This window comes from Nakamurella sp. (assembly GCF_044224575.1).
Taxonomy (GTDB): domain Bacteria; phylum Actinomycetota; class Actinomycetes; order Mycobacteriales; family Nakamurellaceae; genus Nakamurella.
On sequence record NZ_JBGAKE010000004.1, the window covers coordinates 223,823 to 246,414 of the forward strand.

Here is a 22,592-nt window from a genome sequence, read left to right on the forward strand (position 1 = left end):
CGCTCACCGGAGCACCGCTTCGTCGGCCCGGGCCACCCACTGGGCGAACCGTTCGCCCTGCTCGCGCTGGGCGTCGAAGGACTTGACGATGCGCTCGACGAAGTCGGGCAGCTCGTCGCCGGTCACCTTGTGGCCGCGAACCTTCCGGCCGAAACCGGCGTCCAGGCCCAGCCCGCCGCCCAGGTGCACCTGAAAGCCCTCGACCTGCTCGCCCGCGTCGTTGGTGACGATCATGCCCTTGAGCCCGATGTCGGCGATCTGCGTGCGTGCGCAGGCGTTCGGGCACCCGTTGATGTTGATCGTGATGGACGGCAGTTCCGTCGCCAGGTCGCCCAGCCGCGTCTCCAACTCGTCGACCAGGGCAATGCCCCGGGCCTTGGTGTCGACGATGGCCAGCTTGCAGAACTCCAGGCCGGTGCAGGCCATCATGTTCCGTCGGAACGTCGACGGCCTGACGGACAAGCCAAGGCCGGCGAGCCCCCGCACCAGGGAGTCGATCTGGTCGGCCTCGACGTCGAGGATGACCAGGCCCTGGTCGGTGGTCATCCGGATCCGGTCGGAACCGTGTGCCCGCACCAGTTCGGCCAGCTCGACCAGCATCGTGCCGCTGACCCGGCCGACGGTCGGGTTGACCCCGACGTAGAACTTGCCGTCCTTCTGCAGGTGAACCCCGACGTGGTCGCGCGGACCGTCGTAGTCCTCGGGCGCGGGACCGTCGACCAGCGTCCGCTTGAGGTACTCGGTCTCCAGCACCTCGCGAAACTTCTGCACACCCCAGTCGGCGACCAGGAACTTCAGCCGGGCCCGGTTGCGCAGCCGCCGGTAGCCGTAGTCGCGGAAAATCGACACGACGCCGGCCCACACGTCCGGGATCTCGTCCAGTGGCACCCAGGCACCCAGTCGCTGGCCGAGCATCGGATTCGTCGACAGCCCGCCGCCGACCCACAGGTCGAATCCGGGACCGTGCTCGGGGTGCACGACGCCGACGAACGCGATGTCGTGGATCTCGTGGGCGACGTCCTGCCGAGGCGATCCGGAGATGGCCGTCTTGAACTTGCGGGGCAGGTTGGAGAACTCCTCGCTGCCGATGTACCGACGAAGGATCTCGTGGACCGCCGGGGTGCCGTCGATGATCTCGTCGGCGGCGACGCCGGCCAACGGCGAACCGAGGATGACCCGGGGCACGTCGCCGCAGGCCTCGGCGGTGGTCAGGCCGACCCCCTCGATGGCCTCCCAGATGTCCGGCACATCCTGGACCTGCACCCAATGCAGCTGGATGTTCTGCCGGTCGGTCAGGTCGGCGGTGTCTCGCGCGTACTTCTGAGAGACCTCGCCGACGGTGCGCAGGGCGTCCACCGACAGCTGGCCACCATCGATGCGCACCCGCATCATGAAGTACTTGTCCTCGAGTTCCTCGGGCTCCAACACCGCGGTGCGGCCGCCGTCGATGCCCGGCGCGCGCTGCGTGTACAGCCCCCACCAGCGAAAACGGCCCCTCAGGTCGCCCGGGTCGATGTCGTCGAAGCCGGTGTGGCGGTACCGGTTCTCGATACGGGCGCGGACGTGCAGGCCGTCGTCGTCCTTCTTCATCCGCTCGTTGGGGTTCAGCGGCTCGCGGTACCCGAGCGCCCACTGGCCCTGCCCACCGGGCCGGCGATGCGCCCGAGCACCGCGGGCGGCGGCACCGGACGCGGCGGGTGCGCCGTCGCGGGCCGGCGCCGGACGGCGAGCCGGACGCTCGGTCGTCGATTGCGCTGCGGCGTCGGTCGACTGCGGGGCGTGACCGTCCGAGGCCTCGGTGATGGGCTGTGCGGTGGGCATCGATGTCCTTGGCGGGGATAGCCGGGCGCCGTCAGGCCGACACGATGATTCCGCTGGTGGGCGATCGCGCCGGGATGACAGCCCGGCGCAGGGTGCGGCGGCGGATTGTCAGGCGGCGAGGCAACAGGTAGCGCTGGCGACGCGCACGAGGTCGACCTCGCGGCGGCACACCAAGAACACTCCCTGCACAGACATGGCGGAATCATACCGCGCGAACCCGCCATGTCCGATCGGCCGAAAGGGCGGGCCGGCACTCGACCGTGCACCCCGTCCGTATGCTCTGGCCCGTGCTGACCCGGATGACGATGCTCGACAAGATCGGCCAGGCGCTGTCGGCGGGGCCGGCCACCGTGGTGATCCAGCCGCCCGGTCGGGGTCCCGGGTTCTGGGCCGGTGGACCCAGCGTCGTCCATTCCGACGGGGTGTTCCACCTGGCCTATCGCCTGCGCCGGCCCGTCGACCAGGGCCGCGGCTACGCCAACGTGGTCGCCCGCTCGGCCGACGGCGTCCATTTCGACACTGTGGCGACGATCGCCGCGGAGACCTTCGATTGCGCCTCGCTGGAGCGGCCGGCGTTGATCCGCCGGCCCGACGGCGGCTGGCGGCTCTATGTGAGCTGTTCCACATTCGGGTCCAAGCACTGGTGGGTCGAAGCCGTGGACACGGCCCCGGGCGGCGACGTCAGCGAGCTCGCGACCGGCACCCGGACGGTCGTGCTGGCGGGTGACGCGAAGTCGGCCTGGAAGGACGTCGTGGTCACCCGCGACGGCGACGACTGGCGGATGTGGGCGTGCGAGCACCTGCTCGACCGCGGCGACGACGAGGCCGACCGGATGCGCTCGGTCTACCTGACCGGCACCGACGGCCTGTCCTGGACCCCGCAGCGAATCGCGCTCGGGCCGTCCGTCGGTTCCTGGGACGCCCGCGGCGTGCGCATCACCAGTGCCTGGGAGTCCGACGGGCAGTGGCTGGCCACCTATGACGGCCGGGCCAGTGCCGCGGAGAACTGGTTCGAACGCACCGGGTTCGCGGCCGGCTCGACGCCCGATGACCTCACCCCGGTGGCCGGGCCGCTCGACCGGGACGGGCACACCCTGCGGTACGTGACCATCGCTCGGATCCCCGGCGGACTGCGGGTGTACTTCGAGGCGCAGCGGCCCGACGGGTCGAATGATCTGCGGACGGTGTTCGTCCCGGCCTGATCGGACGCGCGCGTACGGTCGAGGCTGTTTTGCGGCACGACCGAGCAAGTCGACGAGAGGTGAACCGGGATGACCGTCCCCACGATCACATTGAACAACGGCGTCGAGATCCCCCAGCTGGGTTTCGGCGTCTTCCAGATCAAGCCGGACGACACCGCCGCAGCGGTGACCGCCGCCCTGGACGCGGGCTACCGGCACATCGACACCGCCGAGATGTACGGCAACGAGAAGCAGGTCGGTGACGCCATCGCCGCCTACGACGTCGATCCGACCGACGTCTTCGTCACCAGCAAGCTGAACAACGGATTCCACGCCTACGACGACGCGCAGCGCGCCATCGACGCCAGCCTGGCCGACCTGCAGCGCGAGCAGATCGACCTGTTCCTGATCCACTGGCCGCTGCCCAAGGTCGGCTTCGACGACGCCTGGCGGGCGCTGGAGAAGGGCTACGCCGACGGCAAGCTGCGGGCGATCGGGGTGTCGAATTTCCAGCCGCACCACCTGCGCCGGCTGCACGAGGAGTTCACCATCCGGCCCGCGGTGAACCAGATCGAGCTGCATCCCTACCTGACCCAGGCCGATCTGCTCGCCTTCGACACCGAGCACGAGATCGCCACCGAGGCCTGGTCGCCGATCGCCCAGGGGCTGGTGCTGGACGACCCGGTGATCGCCGAGATCGCCGGCCGGGTCGGCCGGACCGCGGCCCAGGTCGTGCTGCGCTGGCATATCCAGCTGGGCACCATCGTCTTCCCGAAATCGCTCAAGCCGGCGCGGATGGCCGAGAACTTCGCCATCTTCGACTTCGAGCTGGCCGACGACGACATGGCGCTGATCTCGGCGCTGAACCGGGACGAGCGCACCGGGCCGAACCCGGACGAGTTCAACTAGATGCCCGGCACCCCGCGCTGACCCGAAGCGTTCACCACGCTCGACTTGCCGTTCTCGGCCCTCCGCCGTGCGTCCGCGGGGCCTCAACCGGCAAGTCGAGCCGGGTCAGGCAGGTGGGGTGCGATCGGTGAACGCGCCCCGACCCTTCGGGTTCTGCCAGTCGGCGTGATCGACACCGGTCAGCTCCGTCAACAAGGCGTTGTCGTCCTGAAAATAGGGCAGCAATTCGGCGCGCTGCTCCACCGACAACGACGGACGCCGGTGATGCCCGTGCTGCAGGACCGACAGCGCCACCCGTTCGCCCTGCCGCCAGACCTGAGGGGGCAGGAACGCGCCGGCGGCGGCGCCCGCCTGGACGCCGTAACGGAGCAGCCGGTTGACGGGCGTGTCCGGCACCCAATCCTTGACGTTGGCGCCGGGAATCGTCCGGACCACCCCCGGCTGCACGCCCAGAAACTCGGTGATCCGGTCCAGCACCGCCGCGGTGTCGTCGATGAGCTGCCGGTAGCGCAACACGAAAACCTGCTCGCGCGGGAAAGTGCTGTACAGATGCTCGAGTTGCCGCCCGTAAAGACCCGTTTCCAGGTAGCGCCAGAACGGCGCGTAGCCCGCCGCGATCCGCTCGGGTTCCTTCCGGCAGGCGGTCAGGAAGTCGGCCTCGGGTTCCAGGCCGTCGCACCAGAGGTGGACCCAGTTCGAGTAGGCGCGATCCACCGGGTCCCGCACGATGGCGATCATCTTGACGTCCGGAATCAGCGCGTGGATGCGCCGGTGGGCCGCGGTGTCCCACAGGTAGAACGGCGTCGATTCGCCCCGCAGGGTGCCGGTCGGAGCCGGGTCGAACAGCTTCTCGTAGGCGGCGCGGTCCCAGACCCATTCCCGGGCGCTGTGCGCGTCGCCCGGACCTCGCTGATGCGCGGGATCGGGTCGGCGCTCGTCGCACATGAAGAACTTCGGTTCCTTCGGCGTGGACAGGAATAGCTCCGGGTGCGGGACGAGCGCGTCATGCAATGCGGTAGATCCGCACTTGGGCGAGCCGATGATGAGGAAATCGGGCAGGGCCATGGGGTTGCTCCGGTGTCGGTGACGGCAGTGGGTGCGGGCGCGCGACGGTGCACACCGAACACGGTGATGGGCGAAGCGATCCGCGGACGGTGCCGGAAAGCGGCGGGCGGACGCGAGAACGTCAGGAACAGGCGGCGCTGGTCACGCGCTGGAGGTCGACCTCGCGGCGGCAGACCAGCCGCAGGCCCTCGGTCACCATGGCCCGGGAGCGTAGCGCATCGGCCGGCCCCTGCTCCCCCGCATGCGGAGCATCCGGGAACACGGCCGAGCAATCCCGGCTCCTGACCGGCTCCATCGACTCAGGTCCGCCGTGGGTCGGACTCGTCGAAGACATCCACATCCCGCCACATACCGGGCTTCCTCCGCGCCGGCGTCGGCCCGGCCGCGCCATCCCGGGCAGTGTCGGACCGCCCGGGCATCATCACGGTCATGGACACCTCGGCGCTCCTCATCGGCGGTTTGCTGCTCGTCGCGGGCATCGTGGTCGGCGTGCTCCTCGGTCGTGCCTATCCCCGCGACCGGACGGCGGGTCCCGGGCTGGACGCACTGCTGGCGCCGGCGTCGGACGCGATGCAACGGGTGGAGGAGCACCTGCACGACGTGGAGCGGGACCGGGCGGCGGCGTATGCAGGGCTGCGCGAGCAGGTGTCCGCGTTGCACCTGACGTCGGCGGACCTGAACCGGCACACCCGTGCCCTGGCCGGCGCGCTCAGCGCTCCCCAGATGCGCGGACGGTGGGGCGAGATGCAGTTGCAGCGGGTCGTCGAGCTGGCCGGAATGGTGGAGCACTGCGACTTCGACACCCAGGTCGGCGCGCGATCGGCCGATCCCGAGGCGTCCGGGGTGCGGCCGGACATGATCATCCGGCTGTCCGGCGGCCGGCAGATCCCGGTCGACGCCAAAGTTCCCTTCGCCTCCTATTTGGAGGCCGCCGAATGCCCCGACGAGCGCCGCCGGACCGCCCTGCTGGCCGCGCACGCCCGGGCCCTGCGCGCCCACGTCGACGCGCTCGCCGGCAAGGCGTACTGGCGACACTTCCAGCCCGCGCCGGAATTCGTCGTGCTCTTCGTTCCCGGAGATCCGCTGCTGGATGCTGCGCTGTCGGTGGACGCCGGCCTGACCGACCACGCGTTCGCCCGCAACGTCGTGATCGCGACGCCCACCACGCTGATCGCCCTGCTCCGCACGGTGGCGCACGTGTGGCGTCAGGAACGGTTGTCGGCCACCGCGACCGAGGTCTACGAACTGGGAAGGGACCTGCATCGGCGGCTGGCCACGTTATCCGGGCATCTGGCCGCCGTCGGCACCGGCCTCGACCGCGCGGTGCGGTCCTACAACAACACCGTCCGCTCGCTGGAGACGCGGGTGCTGGTCTCGGCTCGCCGGATGGCCGACCTCGGGGTGACGGGCGAGGAACTGACGAGCCCCGGCCAGGTGCAAACGGCCCCGCTGGTGCCACAGGAGAGCAGGCCGCCCGACCCGATCGCGGCGGCCGCGGACGCCACCGCCGACGCCGCCCTGCAGCGCGAGGCGGCCGAGTCGGTGTATGTCGCGCGTTTGTCCGACCACCCGGCACGCACCCGGGACGCTACCGTTGACGGGTGACCACGAACACCGCGGCTCGACCGCGCCTGGCCGACGCGTCGGTGGTGTCCTCGGTTCGGGGTTGGCCGTCCTGGGCGGTCATCATCCTCGCGCTCGGCAGCACTCTGGCCGGCGCGGCCATCGACGGGTTGACCGTCGGGGTCCTGTCCTGGGGGCTGCGGATCGGCTTCTACCTGGGTGTGCTGGGGGCGGCACTGCTGGTGCGACGGGGATCGATCTTCACCGCCATGGTGCAGCCGCCGTTGGTGCTCGTGGTCGGTCTGGTCATCGGCGGCATGCTGTTCACCAACATCGGCGGGTTGTACGGCACGGCGCTGCGCATCATCGCCACCTTCCCGACGATGGCGATGGGCACGGCCGCCGCAGTGCTGATCGGGTTGATCCGGATCGTCGCCCAGCCGCTGCGACCGAAGTCACGGCGGTCCACGCCGCCCGCGCACGGCTGATCCGGACCGGCCCGCGTCAGTTCCGGTTTGCCGGCCGACGCAGTTCCTTCGGCAGCGAGAACGTGAGGGTCTCGGTGGCCGCGGTGAACTCCTCGGCCGCGGGGAATCCCCGCTCCTGCAGGTAGTCGAGGACGCCGCTGACCAGGTCGTCGGGCACGGACGCGCCGCTGGTCACCCCGACCGTGTCGACCCCGTCCAGCCACGCCTCATCGATCTCACCGGCGTCGTCGACCAGGTACGCGGCGTCCGCGCCGGCGCCGGTGGCCACCTCGACCAGCCGCACCGAGTTCGAGGAGTTCTTGGACCCCACGACGATCACCAGGTCGCAGTCCGGGGCGATCTGCTTGACGACCTCCTGGCGGTTCTGGGTCGCATAGCAGATGTCGTCGCTGGGCGGCGAGGTCATCAGCGGGAACCGCTTGCGCAGCAGGTCGACGGTGCCGAGCGTCTCGTCGACGGACAGGGTGGTCTGCGACAGCCAGATGACCTTCTCCGGGTCCCGCACGGTGACCGAGTCGACGTCGGAGGCGTCGTTGACCAGCTGGATCGCCTCCGGCGCCTCACCCTGGGTCCCCTCGACCTCCTCGTGCCCGCGGTGCCCGATCAGCAGGATGTCGTAGTCCTCGTCCGCGAACCGGCGGGCCTCCTTGTGCACCTTGGTCACCAGCGGGCACGTGGCGTCGATCACCTGGAGCCGGCGCTGAGCGGCCTGCTCGTGCACCGCCGGGGACACCCCGTGCGCCGAGAACACCACCAGAGCACCCTCCGGAACCTCGTCGGTCTCCTCGACGAAGATCGCGCCGCGGGCCTGCAGGTTGGCCACCACGTGCTTGTTGTGCACGATCTGCTTGCGCACGTAGACCGGGGCGCCGTACTGCTCGAGCGCCTTCTCCACCGTCACCACGGCCCGATCCACCCCGGCGCAGTAGCCGCGGGGACTGGCCAACAGGATGCGCTTGGTGGGCGGAACGGTCGAAGCAGTCATGGCTCAATCGTAAGTGCGCGTCCGCGGGCCGGGATTCGCGACCGACCGGCGTGCACGCCCGGCCGACGATGCGGCAGGCTGGTCACCATGGCCTTCACGTTGCCCTTCCCGGTCCGGGTTGCCGCCGGCATCCTCGCGACCGGCATCCAGTTGGTCCGTTCGCTGCCCGAGGAGCTGCCGGCGATCCCGGTGACACTGGTGGGTAACGCCATGCGCTTGTCCATGAAGGTGCAGCAGGAGATCACCACCCTGGCCACCCGGGGGGATGAGCTCCTCGGCGGCCTGGTCGGCGGCCGGCCGCAGGAAAGTCCCGAATGGGCAACCTTCGACGAGGACAGGGAGCCGCCCCGTCGGGCGGCGTCGCCGGTGGCCGGTGCGGGCCGGCCGAAGCCGGACACTGGTCCGAGCCGACCCGAGCCGGTGCGCAGCACCCCGGCCGAACCGGTGATCGAGCCGAGGAGCCGGCCGGAGCCCGAAGCCTCCTCGCTGCCCGATCCGGACACCACCGCCATGGAGGCGGCCGCGCACGTCGACGAGTCGGTCGTCGAACTGGCCACCCATGCCGCGGCCGGGGCGGCGACCCCCGACAGCGATCCGGCGGTCCCCACGGACACCGAGGGGGCACCGGCTCCCCTCGACGTGGACAGGGCCGGCGACGAAACGGCGCCACGGGCCGCCGAGCAGAGCGCCGACACGGACGGCCCGGCCGTCCTGCCCGGGTACGACGGGATGACGCTGGCCCAGGTCCGCGGGCACCTGCGTGAGCTGTCGGCCGCCGACGTCACGGCGCTGCTGGACTACGAGCAGTCCGGCGACAACCGCGCTCCGTTCCTCACCCTGCTGTCCAACCGGTTGGTCACCCTGGGCGCCCAGGAGTCGTGACCCGCCCACCCGACCAAACCCGCCCACCCGACCAAACCCGCCCACCCGACCAATCCCGCCCGCCCGATCAATCCCGCCCGCCCTTCCCTGGGCGGGCAGGCGATACCACGCGGGAGAACCCCTGGCCGGTGCGGACGTTGGCCCAGCGGATGACCGAGTACATCGCCCGGTCACCCGCCGCCTGGATCGAGGGTCAGATCGCCCAGGTGAGCATGCGGTCCGGCTCGCAGATGTCGTTCGTCACCTTGCGCGACCCATCCGTGCCCATGTCGGTCCAGGTCGTGTGCTCGCGCACGCTGCTCACCGCAATGGATCCCCCGCCGTCCGAGGGCTCCCGGATCGTCGTGCACGGCCACTTCGAGTTCTACCCGGCCCGGGGCAGCCTGAACTTCCGGGTGGACCAGGTACACCCGGTGGGCATCGGCGAACTGCTCGCCCGCCTCGAGCGGCTGCGCCGGCTGCTCGCCGCGGAGGGGCTGACCGCGCCCGAGCGCAAGCGACCGCTGCCATTCCTGCCCGGGGTCGTCGGGCTGATCACCGGGCGGGCCAGCGCCGCCGAATCCGATGTGCTCGCCAACGCTCGCGCGCGCTGGCCGGCGGTCCGGTTCCGGGTGGAGAACCCGGCCGTCCAAGGGGTGACGGCAGTGCCGCAGATCATGGAGTCGCTCACCCGCCTCGACACGGACCCGGCCGTCGACGTCATCGTCCTCGCGCGGGGTGGCGGCAGCATGGAGGACCTGCTGCCGTTCTCCGACGAGGCGCTGTGCCGGGCCGTCTCGCACTGCCGCACCCCGGTGATCTCGGCGATCGGGCACGAGCCGGACCATCCGATCGTCGACGACGTGGCCGACGTCCGGTGCTCGACGCCGACCGACGCCGGCAAGCGGGTAGTGCCCGACGCGGCGGCGGAACGGCGTCAGGTCGATCAGCTGCAGGCCCGGGCGCGGCGGGCGCTGACCGGCTGGGTGACCACGGAGGAGGCGCGACTGCGCCGGCTCACGTCCGCGTCGGTCCTGGTCGATCCGCTGACGCCGATCGACCGCCGGGAGACCGAGGTACGCAGCCTGCGCGAGCGTGGCCGGTCGGCGATCGGGATCGGCCTGGAACGGATCGAGCGGGACATCGCTCATCGTCGGGCCCAGCTGAGCGTGCTCGGCCCGGCCGCCACCCTGGCCCGCGGCTACGCGGTCGTGCAGAGCCACGGCATCGTGTTGAGGTCGATCACCGATGCCCCGGCCGGCGCCGACCTGCGGATCCGGGTGGCCGACGGGGCCCTGCTGGCCGTCAGCTCCGGACCAGAATCACCCGTGACTGACTGACTGACCAGGGAGTACCGATGGCGACCGCCGACGACGACACCGAGAGCCCCGCGGACCGCGCGGCCAGCTACGAGCACGCGCGGGACGAACTCGCCGCGGTCGTCGCCCGACTGGAGTCCGGTGGCCTGTCGCTGGACGAATCGCTGACCTTGTGGGAACGCGGCGAGCAACTGGCCGCGATCTGCACCCGGTTCCTGGACGGGGCCCGGGAACGGGTGGAGAAGGCACTGCGGTCAGGAACGACCGATACCGGTGGGGATGAGCCCGAAGCCTAACGGCACGTCGCCCGGGTCGGCCCCGAGCCGGACGATCTCGTTCGCGGCGTCCACGAACACCACCCGCGGCTGCCGGGACCGCGCCTCGGCATCGGTCAGCAGCCCGTACGCGATGATGATCACGATGTCGCCGGGATGCACGAGGTGGGCGGCAGCACCGTTGATGCCGACCTTCCCGCTTCCCCGATCCCCGGCGATCACATACGTGCTCAACCGGGCTCCGTTCGTCACGTCGACCACGTCCACCTGCTGGCCGGGCAGCAGATCGGCCGCATCCAGCAGGTCCGAGTCGATCGTGATCGACCCGACGTAATCCAGATTCGCCTCGGTGACGGTGGCCCGGTGGATCTTGCCGAGCAACATCGGTCGCAACATCACGCCTCCCGGGTCCGGTCGGAGCATCGGTGGAAACCGCGGCGACGTTGCCGCGGCGCTACCAGTATCGCGGCAGGTCGCGCTCAGGTTGCGGTGAGGGTGGTCACACGATCGGGTCCGAGGTGTCCGCCACACCCCGCCCACTCGACGTTCCGATCCCCGAACGCCGGTCTCAACTCCCCCGGCCGGCTTCGGGTCCGGATTCGCGGCCAGGACATCGCCGCCCGGCCCGGCGGGCATCTCCGCGGGGTTGGGTTCCCGGATGGGCCGACCGCGGTCCACGGGTGCACATCGACGGCCGACTCGGGCATCGGCATCGACAGCGGTTCCGGCAGAGGTTCCGGCCGAGGCGCGGGTCCGGACACGACGCGGCGGCGGACCACCTCCAGGGGGATGCGCGGCCGGGTGACCACGCCGATTGGGCACCCGGCTCGAACAATCCGTCGCACCCGGGCACCGTCCGGGGACGCGGAGGGGTCCAACTCGGCGGGCGGGACCGGCTCAGCCCCGCCCGACGAACGGCATCGCCGTGGCCATGACCGTGATCGTCTGCACGTTCGCGTCCAACGGCAGCGAGGCCATGAAGGCCACCGTCCGGCCGACGTCGCGGACGTCCATCTTCGGCTCCACCATCAAGGTGCCGTTGGGCTGCGGGGTGCCTTCTTCCCACCGGGCCGTGAGATCGGTGGCCGCGTTGCCGACATCAATCTGCCCGCAAGCGATGTCGTAGGCCCGGCCGTCCAGCGACAACGACTTGGTCAGCCCGGTGATGGCGTGCTTCGTGGCGGTGTAGGCCACCGCCTTGACCCGCGGCGCCTGCGCCGAGATGGAGCCGTTGTTGATGATCCGGCCACCCCGCGGATCCTGGTGCTTCATCACCCGGAACGCCTCTCGGGCGCACAGGAACGCGCCGGTCAGGTTCACCGCGACGACGGAATTCCATTCGGCCAATGGGATCTCGTCGATCTCGCGGGACGGTGCGAACGTCCCCGCGTTGTTGAACAACAGGTCGACCCGGCCGAATTCGGTGATCGCACGGTCGAAAACGCCGGTCACCGCGGACTCGTCGGTGACATCGGCCGGACGCGCGACGAGCCGGCCCCGCAGTTCCGCGCCGTCCGCGACCACCGATTCGAGGGCGTCGACCCGCCGGCCGACCAGCAACACCGTCCACCCGTCGCCGGCCAACGCCAGCGCGGCCGCCCGTCCGATGCCGCTCCCGCCGCCCGTCACCACCGCGACCCGAACCTGTTGCATCGTCAGGACCCCTCCCTTTCCCGCGAAGAACCCGGTGCAGGCGGGGGCCTTCACCGGGTTCCGATGCTCCCACAGGTCAGCCGGTGTACGCCTTGCGTCCGGCGTCGGCGACCTGATGGTCCTCGACGACGGTGCCCGCGCTCACGCCGACCCCGCCGGCGACGTGGCCGTCGCGATCCCGCAGCAGCACGCCGCCGCCGAAGACGACCAGGTTGCCCTCGCTGGTCGACTCGATGCCGTACAACGCGGCGCCGGGCTGGACCAGTGGCACCAGGTCCCGGGTGTCCATCTGGAACATCACCGAGGTGAGAGCCTTCCGTTGCGAGATGTTCTCACCGATCAGCTTGGTGTCGTCCATCGCGGCGAACGCGACCAGGTTGCCGCCGTCATCGACGACGGCGATGTTCATCGGCTGACCGACGGTCTGCGCCTCCGACTTGCACGCGGTCACGATCGCGTCGGCCTGTTCGAGAGTGATGTTGCGTCCCATAAGGTTCCCCTTTCCTTGGGATGGTGGGTGGTGCGTGCCGTGCGGGCAGGTGTCATCGCGGCGGTGACCGGTGGCCTCCGCCGAGAAGCGGTGCCCGGGCTTCCTGGTCCCGGTGAGCCGACCGCCCGAAGCGGCCGGACTCCCGGGATCAGCTCGGGATCGCCGGGTCAGAAGACCCGGTTCGGGATCTCCGCCGGAGCCTCGAGCAGCTCCTCGATCTCGTCGTCCAGCTTGACCAGCGTCAGCGACGCGCCGGCCATGTCCAAGGACGTGCAGTACTCGTTGACGTAGCTTCGGCCCACGGTGATGCCCTTTGCCGCGAGCTGCTGGTGGGCGCGCCGGAACAGGATGTACAGCTCGCTGATCGGCGTGCCGCCGAGGCCGTTGATCATCAACGCGACCCGGTCGCCGGCGGCGTACGGCAGGTCGGGCACGACGGCATCGAGGAGCAGGTCGGCGATCTCATCCGCCGATTTGATCTTGGTCCGCTCCCGGCCGGGCTCGCCGTGAATGCCGACGCCGACCTCCATTTCGTCGCCGCCCATCTCGAACAGCGGCTCGCCCTTGGCCGGCGGGGTGCAGGCGGTCAGCGCGACACCCATGGTGCGAGTGACGTCGTTGACCTTCTTGCCGATCCGGATGACCTCCTCGAGGCTGTCGCCCCGCTCGCTGGCGGCGCCGACGGCCTTGATCACGAAGAAGTTCCCGGCGACGCCCCGGCGGCCGATCGTGTACAGCGAGTCCTTGACGGCGACGTCGTCGTTGATCATCAGGATCTCGACCTTGACACCCTCGGACTCGGCCATCTCCTTGCCCATCTCGAAGGCCATCCGGTCGCCGGTGTAGTTGTTCACCAGCAGCAGGACACCCTTGGGCGAGGCCAGCTTCTTGGCCGTCTCGTAGACGTAGTCCATCGGCGGCGCGGCGAACACGTCGCCCGGACAAGCGGCGTCCAGCATGCCCTTGCCGACGATCATCACGTGGGCGGGTTCGTGACCGGAACCGGATCCCTGGACGATGCTGACCTTGTCATCCCGCGGGGCGTCCGCGCGCATGATCAGGTTCCACTCTGGCTCGTACACGATGGTGTTCGGATTCGCCAGCGCGATGCCCTCCAGCATCTCGGCGACGAACGACTTCGGGTCGTTGACGAACTTCTTCATGATCCGTGCTCCCTTACTTCCAGGCCTGTTTGATCTGTTCGACGATCACGGCGACGGCCATCGCGCCGGCGTCGACCGAACCCCTGCTCCGCTCGCCCGTGTAGGACGCGCGGCCCCGCCGGGCAACGAGATCGCTGGTGGCCTCCGCCGCCTCGCGGGTGGTGGCGGCCACCGCGGCCAACGTCGTCGCCGCGTCGGATCCGTTCTTGACCTCCTGCTCGAGCCGGTCGGTCAGCGGCACCAGGGCGTCCAGCAGGGTCTTGTCGCCGACGTCGGACTGACCGCGGGCCTTGATGCCCTCGATGGCGTTGCGCAGCATGGCGACGGCCTTCTCGCCGTCGACATTGTCGCTGCCGGCGGTCATCCCGGCCCGCATGAACGCGGTGCCCCAGATCGGCCCGGAGGTGCCGCCGATCCGGGACGAGATGATCATCCCGGTCTTCTTCAGGAAGGTGCCCGAGTCGGTGCGGTCGATGCCGTCCCAGCCTTCGAGCACCTTCTCGAACCCACGGGCGAGCGAGTACCCGAAGTCGCCGTCACCGACGACCGCATCGAGATCCCCGAAGTACTTTTCGTTGTCGACCGCGGTCCGGGCGATCGTCCGGACGACCAGTTCGACGTGATCCTGACTCATACAGTTGTCCTCTCCTACGAGACTGCGCGGATGACCTGGCGCGAGTGGTGACGGGCGTGCTGCCGAGCGCGACCGATCCGCGGCGGCCCGGCGACGGTGCGGCCCGCGCGCCATTCCGGGAGCCCTCCACCGCCCTGATCACCAGACCCGACCCGATCCGCCGAACAGCGCGATGTGCTCACGGGTCGTCGCGACGACCGCGCAAGTACCGCCCGGGCGCGTGACCGATGGCAGGGGCGACGACGTCGACCCCGGTGGCCCTGATGAAGTCGACGGCAACCTCGAGCTTGCGCAGGGTCGACGCCTCGTCCGACCCGAAGCCGTCCTCGAGCCCTCGATCTCGCCCTCGACATGGGCCCCGTTGGCGCGCGCCTCGGCCACGACTTCCTTTGTCTTTTCGAGGTTCTCGGTCACGTCGAGCTCGTGCGCGTCGAACAGCACGGAGATCCAACCCGCCCGCAGGCACTCGGAGATCACGTCCCGGTACGGGCAGTGGTCCAAGTGCAGGGTCACCGGCACCGTGCGTCCTTCGCCATCGCCCGGAACTCGGCGAGCAATCGGTCCCGCCCGTAGGCCCGCACGGTCGTCACCGACGTCTGCAGGATCACCGGCGCCCGCTCCGCCTCGGCCGCGGCCAGCACCGCGTCGATCGTCAGGTCGTCCAGGATGTTGGACGCACCGACGCCGTACCGTTCGGTACACGCGCGGTCCACGATCTCGTTGGTCGAAACAACCGGCACCCGCGCCTCCTCGTCGTTGAGGGTCTTTTCCGGATTGCCGTCCGGGCCGGTCCTTGGTCGAACCGTCACTGCACCGCCATTCAAGGGACATGATGCCCAGGCCGCCATGGGGTGAATCCCCCATCTCCGGGCCGGCGCGACGACCGATCAGTGGCGATCTGCCGGTTCGAGCGAAGCACCTGGCGGTCCCCAGGACAGCCAGCCCCGGTCCAGTGCCTGCACCACCGCCGCGGTGCGGCTGGGCGCCGCCGTCTTGCGGAGCAACGCGCCGACGTGCTTCTCGACGGTCTTGCGCGATATCACCAGTCGGGCGGCGATCTCCCGGTCGGTCAGGCCGTCGGCGAGCAGCCCGAGGACCTGCCGCTCCCGCCGGGTCAGCGGGGAAGGATCGGCGGTCGCGCGGTCCGGGAAATCGGCCGACAGGAAGGTGCCCCAGCCGGCGACGTGCTCCACCCCGATCTGCCCTCCGAGGCCGCCGCCGGTCACCGCCAGGAGCTCGTTCCAGGTGCGGGTGCCCAGACCGAGCGGATCCGCCGCGGCCGGGACCGCCTCGGCGGCGTCGTCCTGCACCAGCAGCCGGACCCCGCCGGGTCGGTTGACCACCGCGATGTTCAGCCGCGACTGCGCCGCCCGCATCGAGGCGGCCCGGCCGATGAGCGCCACCAGATCGGTCGCCGCCGCGGCCACCACATCGGGCACCGGCCGGGCCGGACCGACCTCGGTGACGGTGTACGGCCCGCGGCCCGGGTCGACCACCCGGCCGTACTCCCGCAGCACCCCGGCCAGCGACGGGGCGACCGACCCGGCCTTGACCATCGCGGGCGCGACGCTCTGGGTGAGCAGCTCGAAGGCGTCGATCTCCTGTGCGGTGAAGGTTCGTCGATGCCCGGCGAAGGCGACGTTGACCGCGATCACCTCACCGCGCCACCACAGCGGGACGGCGGCCGCCGCGCCGCGGCTCGCCGGATGGTCGGGGGGCAGGTGGCCGGCCCGCAGATCGCTGTAATCGTCGATGACGATCGGCATCCGGCGGGTCACCGCCTGGCCGGTCGCGCCCTCGTCCAGCGGGAAGCTCATCCCGAGCCGGCAGGCGATGCCCTGCTCGGCCAGTTTGTCGTAGTGACCACGGGTCGTGTCGACCATCGAGATGCTGCCCGCGACGGTGCCCAGCAGGCTGCGGCTGTGCTCGAGGAGGCGGTCCAGCACCGGCTCCACCGACGGGGACCCGTAGAGGTCGGACACCGCGAGGTCGAGGCGGAACCCGTCCACCGGCTTCGGGGCGTCATCCCCGCCGCCGACCGAGCCGACCACGCCGACGATGCCGTCGACCTGCCCGGGCCGCGCCCGGTCAAGCCCCTGCCACGAACGGTGGAGCATGCCCCGACCTTACGAAGTGCCCACGGTGCCCGCAATGGGCCCGCGGCACTCCCACCGTCGCCTAATCTGCAGTCCATGGACCCGATCGCCGCGCTGCGCCGGATCGGTTTCCTGCTGGAGCGGGAGCGGGCGCCCACCTATCGGGTCCGCGCCTTCCGCAATGCGGCGCTGACCCTGGCCGGTCTCGGCCCGGACGAACTCGACAGGCGAAGTGCGGACCGCACTCTCACCGAGCTGCCGGGCATCGGCAAGACCACATCGGCGGTGATCGCCCAGGCGATCGCGGGCCAGGTTCCGGACTATCTGGCCGACCTGGAATCCCGGGTCGCGCCGCTGGCCACCGGCGGCGAAACGATCCGCGAACAGCTGCGCGGCGACCTGCATTCGCACAGCGACTGGAGCGACGGCGGCAGCCCCATCCAGGAGATGGCCGTGACGGCGATGGAGCTCGGCCACGAGTACCAGGCGCTGACCGACCACTCACCCCGGCTGACGGTCGCCAACGGCCTGTCGGTGGCGCGGCTGCGCCGGCAACTGGCGATCGTCGCCACCCTCAACGAGCACCTCGACGGCTTCCGGCTGCTGTCGGGGATCGAGTGCGACATCAACGAGGACGGCACCCTGGACCAGACCGAGGTCATGCTCGGCGCGGTCGACGTGCTCGTGGCGTCGGTGCACTCGAAGCTGCGGTCGGATTCCGCGGCGATGACCCGCCGGATGCTGCGGGCCATCGCCGACCCGCACACCGACATCCTGGGGCACTGCACCGGCCGGCTGGTCACCGGCGGTCGGGGCACCCGGCCACCCAGCCAGTTCGACGCGGCGGCCGTGTTCGACGCCTGCGCCGAGCGCGGGGTGGCGGTGGAGATCAACAGCCGCCCGGAGCGGCTCGACCCGCCCCGCACGCTGCTGGCCCAAGCCGTCGCCGCCGGCTGCCTTTTCAGCATCGACACCGATGCGCACGCCCCCGGCCAGCTGGACTGGCAGCAGTACGGCTGCGCCCGCGCCGCCGAGTGCGGCGTGCCGGTCGACCGGATCGTCAACACCTGGCCGCTGGATCGGCTGCTGGACTGGACCAACCGCCACTCCTGATCGGGCGTGCGGCCCACCCCCCCTCCGGGACAACCCTCCTCTGCCCGCGCGGATCAACTGGGCCGGCGCGGATCATCCAACCCGGAATGTGAACGGTGGGACGAAAGTCAACGACTTCATCCGCGCGGGCGCAGTTGATCCGCGCGGGAAGGGGCGGCGGCGCGACGGGCCGGGGTCAAGGGCGGTGCGGGGGCGGGCGAACCCTGGTCAGGACGTGGCGGGTGTGCGTGACGTCGCCGTCTGTGCGCACCCAGGCCACCTCGGTCCGTCGGCCGGGCACCTCGGTCCAGGTGACGCCGTCGACGTCCGCGTGGCCCGTCGCCGAACCCACGTCGCCCAGCTCGGCCTTCTGGACGTCGTCGAGCTTGCCGGCGGACTGCACGACGGTGACGAATCGGCCCTGCTCGGTGAGCCAGCCCGCTCGGACCGCGGCCGGGGCGTCGGTGGTGCCCGGTGCCGCGGTGAACGAGAACGAGTTCGGATGCCAATCGTCGGGCAGACCCTTGGGGATGACGACCGGGAAACCGACGAACGGCGCTGCCCGGGTCAGTCCACCGTCGACGTCCGCGGTGGGTGCCTGCCCGTCGCTCGGGCCGGCCGGGGCGAAGCTGGCGTTGCCGTACATGAACATCAACCCGAAGGCAATGAGGCCGAGCACGGCCGCGGCGACAGCCATGCTGCTCAGGGTCTTGGGTCGGGTCACTGCCACGCCGCCATCGTCCCACGGTGAGCGACCGAGTGGAGCGGACCGGGTGGAGCGGACCGGTGGCGCGGACGCCAGCCGGGCCCGCCGATGACCGGGTTCGGCGCATTCCCGAGGCGCTCCGCCGGGGTTTGGGTGGAGCGGTCGAGCCCGCGCCTTCGAAATGTGACCGAAATCCGCTGTGGGCTTGCCCGGTGCGGGGAGCCCGGCCTGCACCGACCCCGCTAGCGTTTCCCTCATGGCTGAACACGACGACGTGACCATCGAGTACCGCATCGAACACGACACGATGGGCGAGGTACGGGTCCCGAAGAACGCGAAGTACCAGGCCCAGACCCAACGGGCGGTGGAGAACTTCCCCATCTCCGGTCGCGCCCTGGATCGCACCCAGGTGCGGGCGTTGGCCCTGATCAAGGCGGCGGCGGCCAAGGTGAATGCCGGGCTCGGGGTCATCCCGGCCGACATCGGCGACGCCATCCAGCAGGCGGCGACCCGGATCGCCGGGGGCGCTCACTACGAGGACTTCCCGCTGGACGTTTTCCAGACCGGTTCCGGCACGAGCTCGAACATGAACACCAACGAGGTCATCTCGACGCTGGCCACCGAATCGCTGGGCCGCAAGGTGCATCCCAACGACCACGTCAATGCTTCGCAGTCGTCCAACGACGTCTTCCCGACGTCCATCCATGTGGCGGCCGCCGAGTCGGTCGTCTACCGGCTCCTGCCGGCCCTCGCCCACCTCGAGGCGGCGTTGCAGCGCAAGGCCGACGAATGGGCCGACGTCGTCAAGTCGGGCCGCACCCATCTGATGGATGCCACCCCGGTGACTCTCGGCCAGGAGTTCGGCGGTTACGCGGCGCAGATCCGGTTGGGCCAGGAACGGCTCAAGTCATCGCTGCCCCGCCTGGTGGAGCTGCCGCTGGGCGGCACCGCGGTCGGCACCGGGATCAACACACCGCCCGGCTTTTCCGCCGCGGTGATCGCCGAGCTGTCCAAGTCGACGTCACTGCCGTTCACCGAGGCACGGAACCATTTCGAGGCGCAGTCCTCCCGGGACGGACTGGTGGAAACCTCCGGGCAGTTGCGCACCATCGCGGTCAGCCTGACGAAGATCTGCAACGACCTGCGGTGGATGGGCTCGGGTCCGACCGCGGGGCTGGGTGAGATCGCCCTGCCCGACCTCCAGCCGGGATCGTCGATCATGCCCGGCAAGGTCAACCCGGTCCTGCCCGAGGCCACACTGATGGTCTGCGCGCAGGTGATCGGCAACGACGCGACGGTCGCCTTCGCCGGCTCGCAGGGCAATTTCGAGCTCAATGTCATGTTCCCGGTCATCGGCCGGAACCTGCTCGAGTCGATCACCTTGCTGGCCAACGCGAGCCGGGTGCTGGCCGACCGGTGCGTCGAAGGCATCGTGGCGAACGTCGAGAAGTGCCGGGCCTACGCGGAGTCGTCGCCCTCCATCGTGACGCCGCTGAACAAGTACATCGGCTACGAAGAAGCCGCGAAGATCGCCAAACTCGCCCTGAAGGAGAGCAAGACGATCAAGCAGGTCGTGCTCGAGCGTGGCCATGTGGACAACGGCACGCTGACGGCCGAGCAACTCGACGCGGCACTCGACGTGCTGTCCATGACGCACCCGTAGGGTTTGCGGCTCGATCGGGCGGGCGCGTGGCCGGGAATGTCGACCGCGCCACGCGCCACTCGTCGACACCGACCCGGGCCGGCGTTCCCGCGGCCACCCAGCTCCCCGGGCGACCGGCACACCACCGGCGCAAGTAGACCGGCCACGCGCCACTCGCCGACACCTGACCCGGGCCGGCGTCAGGAGCGCGGGGTGGTGCCCGGATCGTCCTCCTCATCACCGAAGTCCGGCCTGAACTGTTGCGTCCTCGGCGGCTCGGCCGGACCGCCCGGGCCCTGACCCGGCCCGCTGCCGGCGTCGCCGGCGAACTCGGGCGGCACATTCCAGTTCTGCGGCCCACCACCGGCCTGGCCCGGGGCACCCTGCTGCGGGTTCGGCCGGGTCGGCGGGTTGGTCCGCCCCGGCCCGCCGGGGCCGCCAGAAGCACCGGGGCCGCCGGAAGCACCGGGGCCGCCGGGGGTACCGGGGCCGCCGGGGGTACCGGGCCCGCGGGAACCCGGCGGGATGAACTGCGTCGGGCCCGGCGGGATGAACTGCGTCGGACCGGGCGGCGGCGGGTCGTATCGGGTCGGGGCGTTCGGATCGACACCGTAGGGATGGTTGCGACCGGACAGCAGCCCGTAGGGGTCGGCACCGGGCGGCGGGCCGCCGAGCGGCGGGTTGGTCGGCGGCAGGACCATCGTCGGCGCGTCGGCGTTCGGGTCGTAGGCCTGCTCGCGGGACGCGGCAGTGGCCAACTGCTGCTCCTGCTCGGCCCGGGCCACCTCCTTGTTGCGGCGGTAGACCACGAACCAGGTGATCAGCCCGGCCAGCACGATCAGGGCCAGGATCAGCCAGATCCACCAGGTGCTGCTGCCGCTGTCCCCGCCGGCCGCCGCCGACGTGGTGGTGACGGCCGTGGTCGGGGCCACGCTGGACGCCGAGGAGCTGACGCTGGTCGGCGAGGGCGTCGGGGACGGAGTCGGTGACGGGGTGGGCGTGGGCGAGGGGGTCGGGGTCGGGACGACCACCTGGAAGGTAGCCACGCCGACGGTCCCGGACTGGGCCCCGATTGCCTCGAGCCGGTGAGCGCCGTCGACGAAGTCGGCGGGCACCACGAAGTCCACCCGGGCGACGCCGGTCGGGTCGGCAGTCACCGGTGACAACGTCACGGGCTCGGAGAACAGGGTCAGGTTGACCTGTTCTCCGCCCTTGAACCCGGAGAAGATGACCTGCTGGGTGGCGCCGGGGGCGATGGTCGCGGATGCGACCTGTTGGACGATCGCGCTGGACGGGGTCGACGGCACCGAACTCGTCGAGGCCGGCGTCTTGAACGCCACCGGCACCTTCATGTCGGCGCCCGCCTGACCATCCGTCTTCACGGTGTACAGGGCGCACTTGTCGGGCACGCAGGCCGCGGACGCGGAGGCGTCCGACGGCAGGCTCAGCGTGGCGGTGAACGCCCCCTTGTCGTCGCTCTGGGCCACCACCCAGGGCCCGCTCGCGGGCTCGCCGCTGGCCGGGCCGCCGATGCACCCGGTCAGGTTGGCCGGCGCCCGCTCCCCCGACGGGCAGATCGCGACGTACATCTTGGTGTCCGCGGGGTAACCCGACCCCTTGGCGGTGATGGTGGCTCCACCGTCGGGCAGGTCCGTGGTGGGGTCCACGACCAGCTTGGCGGCCCCGTTGCTGCTGGTCACCGGGGCCGCGGCAACTCGCTGAACGGCACCGGGAGCGGTGGTGGCCTGCGCGGGCACGAGCGCGACGGTGACCGCCAGCGTGCCGGCGGCCGCGACGGCCAGTCCGAACGCACCGAATCGTGCCCGCATCATCGACATCCCTTGATCGCTCCACCGGCCGGGGCGGCCGGCCCCGGTGATTCCCCGCGCACACTGTGCCTGCCCGTCGGGGTCGCCGCACCTCGACCCGCCGTCACGGGATCGCCGGGTCGGAAGCCCGCGCGAGCAGCAGGTGATGCGGGTGCAGACGACGCCGGTCCAGCCGCTGTTGCGCCGTCCACAACCCCGCGTCCCCCAGCCAACCCGCCATCGTCGACGGGTCGACGAAGGTGAAGGGTTCGCCCGACGCGGTGTCGTCGCGGGCAGTTGCCCGTTCGGTGATGCCCAGCACCGACACGGCCATGGTCTCCTGCCACCGGTTCCAGCGGGCCTTCCACCGGGGCGTCGGGCTCATCTCCTTCACCAGCAGCACCCCGTCGGGGGCGAGTTGCGCGACGGCATCGGCGAGCAGCGACCGCTGCGCGGCCGCGGGCAGCAGGTAGAGCACGTCGACGACGACGATCGCGTCCCATGGGCCGGTCGGCACGGCCCCGGACTCGGCGACCCGGAACGTCAGGTCGGCCGCGGGCAGGTTGGCCGCCACCCGCTGGGCCAGGGCGATCTTGTCCGCGTCGATGTCCACCCCGACCACCGACCGTGCCCCGGACAGCGCCGCGAAGGCGCTGAACAACCCGTGCCCGCAGCCGATCTCCAGCACCCGCCCGGTCGCCGGCAGGGCCTGCGCGACCCGCGGGAGCGGCGCGCTCCACCAGCGGACGGCGGCGTGCCCGCGGGCCGATGCGGGCAGTCCGCGAAACGCACGGAGCGCGGCGCGGCCCGCCCCGGTGGGTCGGCGATCGATCAGCAGCAC

23 protein-coding genes are annotated in these 22,592 nt (G+C 70.8%); 9 read left to right on the forward strand and 14 right to left on the reverse strand.

Translation table 11 applies throughout. The annotated features are described in order from the left end of the window. Positions 1–3: 3 nt before the first annotated feature. Positions 4–1,821, reverse strand: a complete 1,818-nt coding sequence (locus tag ACILSK_RS06715; RefSeq protein ID WP_395726365.1) for a nitrite/sulfite reductase — start codon at positions 1,819–1,821, stop codon at positions 4–6. A gap of 287 nt (positions 1,822–2,108) precedes the next feature. Between ACILSK_RS06715 and ACILSK_RS06720 the strand changes: the two genes are divergently transcribed. Next, positions 2,109–3,023: a hypothetical protein gene (locus ACILSK_RS06720; RefSeq protein ID WP_395726366.1), complete on the forward strand. Its 915-nt coding sequence runs from the start codon at positions 2,109–2,111 to the stop codon at positions 3,021–3,023. 69 nt (positions 3,024–3,092) lie between these two features. Further along, on the forward strand, positions 3,093–3,911 hold the full coding sequence (locus tag ACILSK_RS06725; RefSeq protein WP_395726367.1) for an aldo/keto reductase: 819 nt from the start codon (positions 3,093–3,095) through the stop codon (positions 3,909–3,911). Between the two features lie 105 nt (positions 3,912–4,016). On the opposite strand, the gene ACILSK_RS06730 is transcribed toward ACILSK_RS06725, so the two are convergent. Continuing rightward, on the reverse strand, positions 4,017–4,976 hold the full coding sequence (locus tag ACILSK_RS06730) for a sulfotransferase (RefSeq protein WP_395726368.1): 960 nt from the start codon (positions 4,974–4,976) through the stop codon (positions 4,017–4,019). 429 nt (positions 4,977–5,405) lie between these two features. On the opposite strand from ACILSK_RS06730, the gene ACILSK_RS06735 reads away from it, so the two are divergent. Both ACILSK_RS06735 and ACILSK_RS06740 read left to right on the forward strand, forming a co-directional pair. After that, complete coding sequence (locus tag ACILSK_RS06735; RefSeq protein WP_395726369.1) at positions 5,406–6,581, forward strand: DNA recombination protein RmuC; 1,176 nt, start codon at positions 5,406–5,408, stop codon at positions 6,579–6,581. After that, positions 6,578–7,027, forward strand: coding sequence for a DUF6542 domain-containing protein (locus ACILSK_RS06740; RefSeq protein WP_395726370.1), 450 nt, complete (start codon positions 6,578–6,580; stop codon positions 7,025–7,027). The genes ACILSK_RS06735 and ACILSK_RS06740 overlap by 4 nt, the downstream gene beginning before the upstream one ends. Positions 7,028–7,043: 16 nt before the next feature. On the opposite strand, the gene ACILSK_RS06745 is transcribed toward ACILSK_RS06740, so the two are convergent. Further along, the gene (locus ACILSK_RS06745) at positions 7,044–8,012 is read right to left on the reverse strand and encodes a 4-hydroxy-3-methylbut-2-enyl diphosphate reductase (RefSeq protein ID WP_395726371.1); all 969 of its coding nucleotides are present in this window, start codon (positions 8,010–8,012) and stop codon (positions 7,044–7,046) included. Between the two features lie 87 nt (positions 8,013–8,099). Between ACILSK_RS06745 and ACILSK_RS06750 the strand changes: the two genes are divergently transcribed. The 3 genes from ACILSK_RS06750 (at position 8,100) to ACILSK_RS06760 (ending at position 10,488) form a co-directional block, all read left to right on the forward strand. Then, the gene (locus ACILSK_RS06750; RefSeq protein WP_395726372.1) at positions 8,100–8,894 is read left to right on the forward strand and encodes a lipid droplet-associated protein; all 795 of its coding nucleotides are present in this window, start codon (positions 8,100–8,102) and stop codon (positions 8,892–8,894) included. A 128-nt stretch (positions 8,895–9,022) separates the two neighbouring features. Further along, on the forward strand, positions 9,023–10,213 hold the full coding sequence (gene xseA / locus ACILSK_RS06755) for an exodeoxyribonuclease VII large subunit (RefSeq protein ID WP_395726373.1): 1,191 nt from the start codon (positions 9,023–9,025) through the stop codon (positions 10,211–10,213). A 17-nt stretch (positions 10,214–10,230) separates the two neighbouring features. Next, positions 10,231–10,488, forward strand: coding sequence for an exodeoxyribonuclease VII small subunit (locus tag ACILSK_RS06760; protein WP_395726374.1), 258 nt, complete (start codon positions 10,231–10,233; stop codon positions 10,486–10,488). Here ACILSK_RS06760 and panD read toward each other — a convergent pair. The 8 genes from panD to ACILSK_RS06800 all read right to left on the reverse strand — a co-directional run bounded on the left by panD (position 10,447) and on the right by ACILSK_RS06800 (position 16,524). Further along, positions 10,447–10,863, reverse strand: coding sequence for an aspartate 1-decarboxylase (gene panD, locus ACILSK_RS06765; protein WP_395726375.1), 417 nt, complete (start codon positions 10,861–10,863; stop codon positions 10,447–10,449). The two genes, ACILSK_RS06760 and panD, sit on opposite strands and share 42 nt — an antisense overlap. 501 nt (positions 10,864–11,364) lie before the next feature. Beyond that, positions 11,365–12,120 carry an SDR family oxidoreductase gene (locus tag ACILSK_RS06770; protein ID WP_395726376.1) on the reverse strand — a complete coding sequence of 252 codons (756 nt, stop codon included), beginning with the start codon at positions 12,118–12,120 and terminating at the stop codon, positions 11,365–11,367. Between the two features lie 76 nt (positions 12,121–12,196). After that, complete coding sequence (locus tag ACILSK_RS06775; protein ID WP_395726377.1) at positions 12,197–12,610, reverse strand: heme-binding protein; 414 nt, start codon at positions 12,608–12,610, stop codon at positions 12,197–12,199. 167 nt (positions 12,611–12,777) lie between these two features. Next, the gene (gene dhaK, locus ACILSK_RS06780) at positions 12,778–13,773 is read right to left on the reverse strand and encodes a dihydroxyacetone kinase subunit DhaK (protein ID WP_395726378.1); all 996 of its coding nucleotides are present in this window, start codon (positions 13,771–13,773) and stop codon (positions 12,778–12,780) included. A 13-nt stretch (positions 13,774–13,786) separates the two neighbouring features. After that, the gene (gene dhaL / locus ACILSK_RS06785; protein WP_395726379.1) at positions 13,787–14,407 is read right to left on the reverse strand and encodes a dihydroxyacetone kinase subunit DhaL; all 621 of its coding nucleotides are present in this window, start codon (positions 14,405–14,407) and stop codon (positions 13,787–13,789) included. Positions 14,408–14,545: 138 nt separating this feature from the next. Further along, entirely contained in the window at positions 14,546–14,926 is a 381-nt protein-coding gene (locus ACILSK_RS06790; protein WP_395726380.1) for a class II fructose-bisphosphate aldolase, read from the reverse strand. Then, a complete protein-coding gene (locus ACILSK_RS06795; protein ID WP_395726381.1) occupies positions 14,917–15,216 on the reverse strand; it encodes a class II fructose-bisphosphate aldolase in 300 nt (99 codons plus the stop codon). Before ACILSK_RS06795 ends, ACILSK_RS06790 begins: the two co-directional genes overlap by 10 nt. A 78-nt stretch (positions 15,217–15,294) precedes the next feature. After that, the gene (locus ACILSK_RS06800; protein WP_395726382.1) at positions 15,295–16,524 is read right to left on the reverse strand and encodes a LuxR C-terminal-related transcriptional regulator; all 1,230 of its coding nucleotides are present in this window, start codon (positions 16,522–16,524) and stop codon (positions 15,295–15,297) included. 75 nt (positions 16,525–16,599) lie between these two features. Here ACILSK_RS06800 and ACILSK_RS06805 point away from each other — a divergent pair, with 75 nt between their 5' ends. Beyond that, complete coding sequence (locus ACILSK_RS06805) at positions 16,600–17,616, forward strand: PHP domain-containing protein (RefSeq protein WP_395726383.1); 1,017 nt, start codon at positions 16,600–16,602, stop codon at positions 17,614–17,616. Positions 17,617–17,791: 175 nt separating this feature from the next. Here the strand turns inward: ACILSK_RS06805 and ACILSK_RS06810 are convergent, their stop codons facing one another. Next, the gene (locus tag ACILSK_RS06810) at positions 17,792–18,325 is read right to left on the reverse strand and encodes a DUF4245 domain-containing protein (RefSeq protein WP_395726384.1); all 534 of its coding nucleotides are present in this window, start codon (positions 18,323–18,325) and stop codon (positions 17,792–17,794) included. A 232-nt stretch (positions 18,326–18,557) separates the two neighbouring features. Between ACILSK_RS06810 and ACILSK_RS06815 the strand changes: the two genes are divergently transcribed. Next, a complete protein-coding gene (locus tag ACILSK_RS06815) occupies positions 18,558–19,964 on the forward strand; it encodes a class II fumarate hydratase (RefSeq protein ID WP_395726385.1) in 1,407 nt (468 codons plus the stop codon). Positions 19,965–20,143: 179 nt separating this feature from the next. Here ACILSK_RS06815 and ACILSK_RS06820 read toward each other — a convergent pair whose 3' ends face one another. Together ACILSK_RS06820 and ACILSK_RS06825 are read right to left on the reverse strand one after the other, a co-directional pair. Then, entirely contained in the window at positions 20,144–21,775 is a 1,632-nt protein-coding gene (locus ACILSK_RS06820; RefSeq protein ID WP_395726386.1) for a hypothetical protein, read from the reverse strand. Positions 21,776–21,875: 100 nt separating this feature from the next. Further along, positions 21,876–22,592, reverse strand: coding sequence for a class I SAM-dependent methyltransferase (locus tag ACILSK_RS06825; RefSeq protein WP_395726387.1), 717 nt, complete (start codon positions 22,590–22,592; stop codon positions 21,876–21,878).

Bases quoted from the DNA above. Each gene is read 5' to 3' on its own strand.
- ACILSK_RS06715 (WP_395726365.1), bottom strand. From the start codon at position 1,821: ATGCCCACCGCACAGCCCATCACCGAGGCCTCGGACGGTCACGCCCCG.
- ACILSK_RS06725 (WP_395726367.1), top strand. From the start codon at position 3,093: ATGACCGTCCCCACGATCACATTGAACAACGGCGTCGAGATCCCCCAG.
- ACILSK_RS06730 (WP_395726368.1), bottom strand. From the start codon at position 4,976: ATGGCCCTGCCCGATTTCCTCATCATCGGCTCGCCCAAGTGCGGATCT.
- ACILSK_RS06735 (WP_395726369.1), top strand. From the start codon at position 5,406: ATGGACACCTCGGCGCTCCTCATCGGCGGTTTGCTGCTCGTCGCGGGC.
- ACILSK_RS06745 (WP_395726371.1), bottom strand. From the start codon at position 8,012: ATGACTGCTTCGACCGTTCCGCCCACCAAGCGCATCCTGTTGGCCAGT.
- ACILSK_RS06750 (WP_395726372.1), top strand. From the start codon at position 8,100: ATGGCCTTCACGTTGCCCTTCCCGGTCCGGGTTGCCGCCGGCATCCTC.
- ACILSK_RS06760 (WP_395726374.1), top strand. From the start codon at position 10,231: ATGGCGACCGCCGACGACGACACCGAGAGCCCCGCGGACCGCGCGGCC.
- panD (WP_395726375.1), bottom strand. From the start codon at position 10,863: ATGTTGCGACCGATGTTGCTCGGCAAGATCCACCGGGCCACCGTCACC.
- ACILSK_RS06770 (WP_395726376.1), bottom strand. From the start codon at position 12,120: ATGCAACAGGTTCGGGTCGCGGTGGTGACGGGCGGCGGGAGCGGCATC.
- ACILSK_RS06775 (WP_395726377.1), bottom strand. From the start codon at position 12,610: ATGGGACGCAACATCACTCTCGAACAGGCCGACGCGATCGTGACCGCG.
- dhaK (WP_395726378.1), bottom strand. From the start codon at position 13,773: ATGAAGAAGTTCGTCAACGACCCGAAGTCGTTCGTCGCCGAGATGCTG.
- dhaL (WP_395726379.1), bottom strand. From the start codon at position 14,407: ATGAGTCAGGATCACGTCGAACTGGTCGTCCGGACGATCGCCCGGACC.
- ACILSK_RS06800 (WP_395726382.1), bottom strand. From the start codon at position 16,524: ATGCTCCACCGTTCGTGGCAGGGGCTTGACCGGGCGCGGCCCGGGCAG.
- ACILSK_RS06805 (WP_395726383.1), top strand. From the start codon at position 16,600: ATGGACCCGATCGCCGCGCTGCGCCGGATCGGTTTCCTGCTGGAGCGG.
- ACILSK_RS06815 (WP_395726385.1), top strand. From the start codon at position 18,558: ATGGCTGAACACGACGACGTGACCATCGAGTACCGCATCGAACACGAC.
- ACILSK_RS06820 (WP_395726386.1), bottom strand. From the start codon at position 21,775: ATGATGCGGGCACGATTCGGTGCGTTCGGACTGGCCGTCGCGGCCGCC.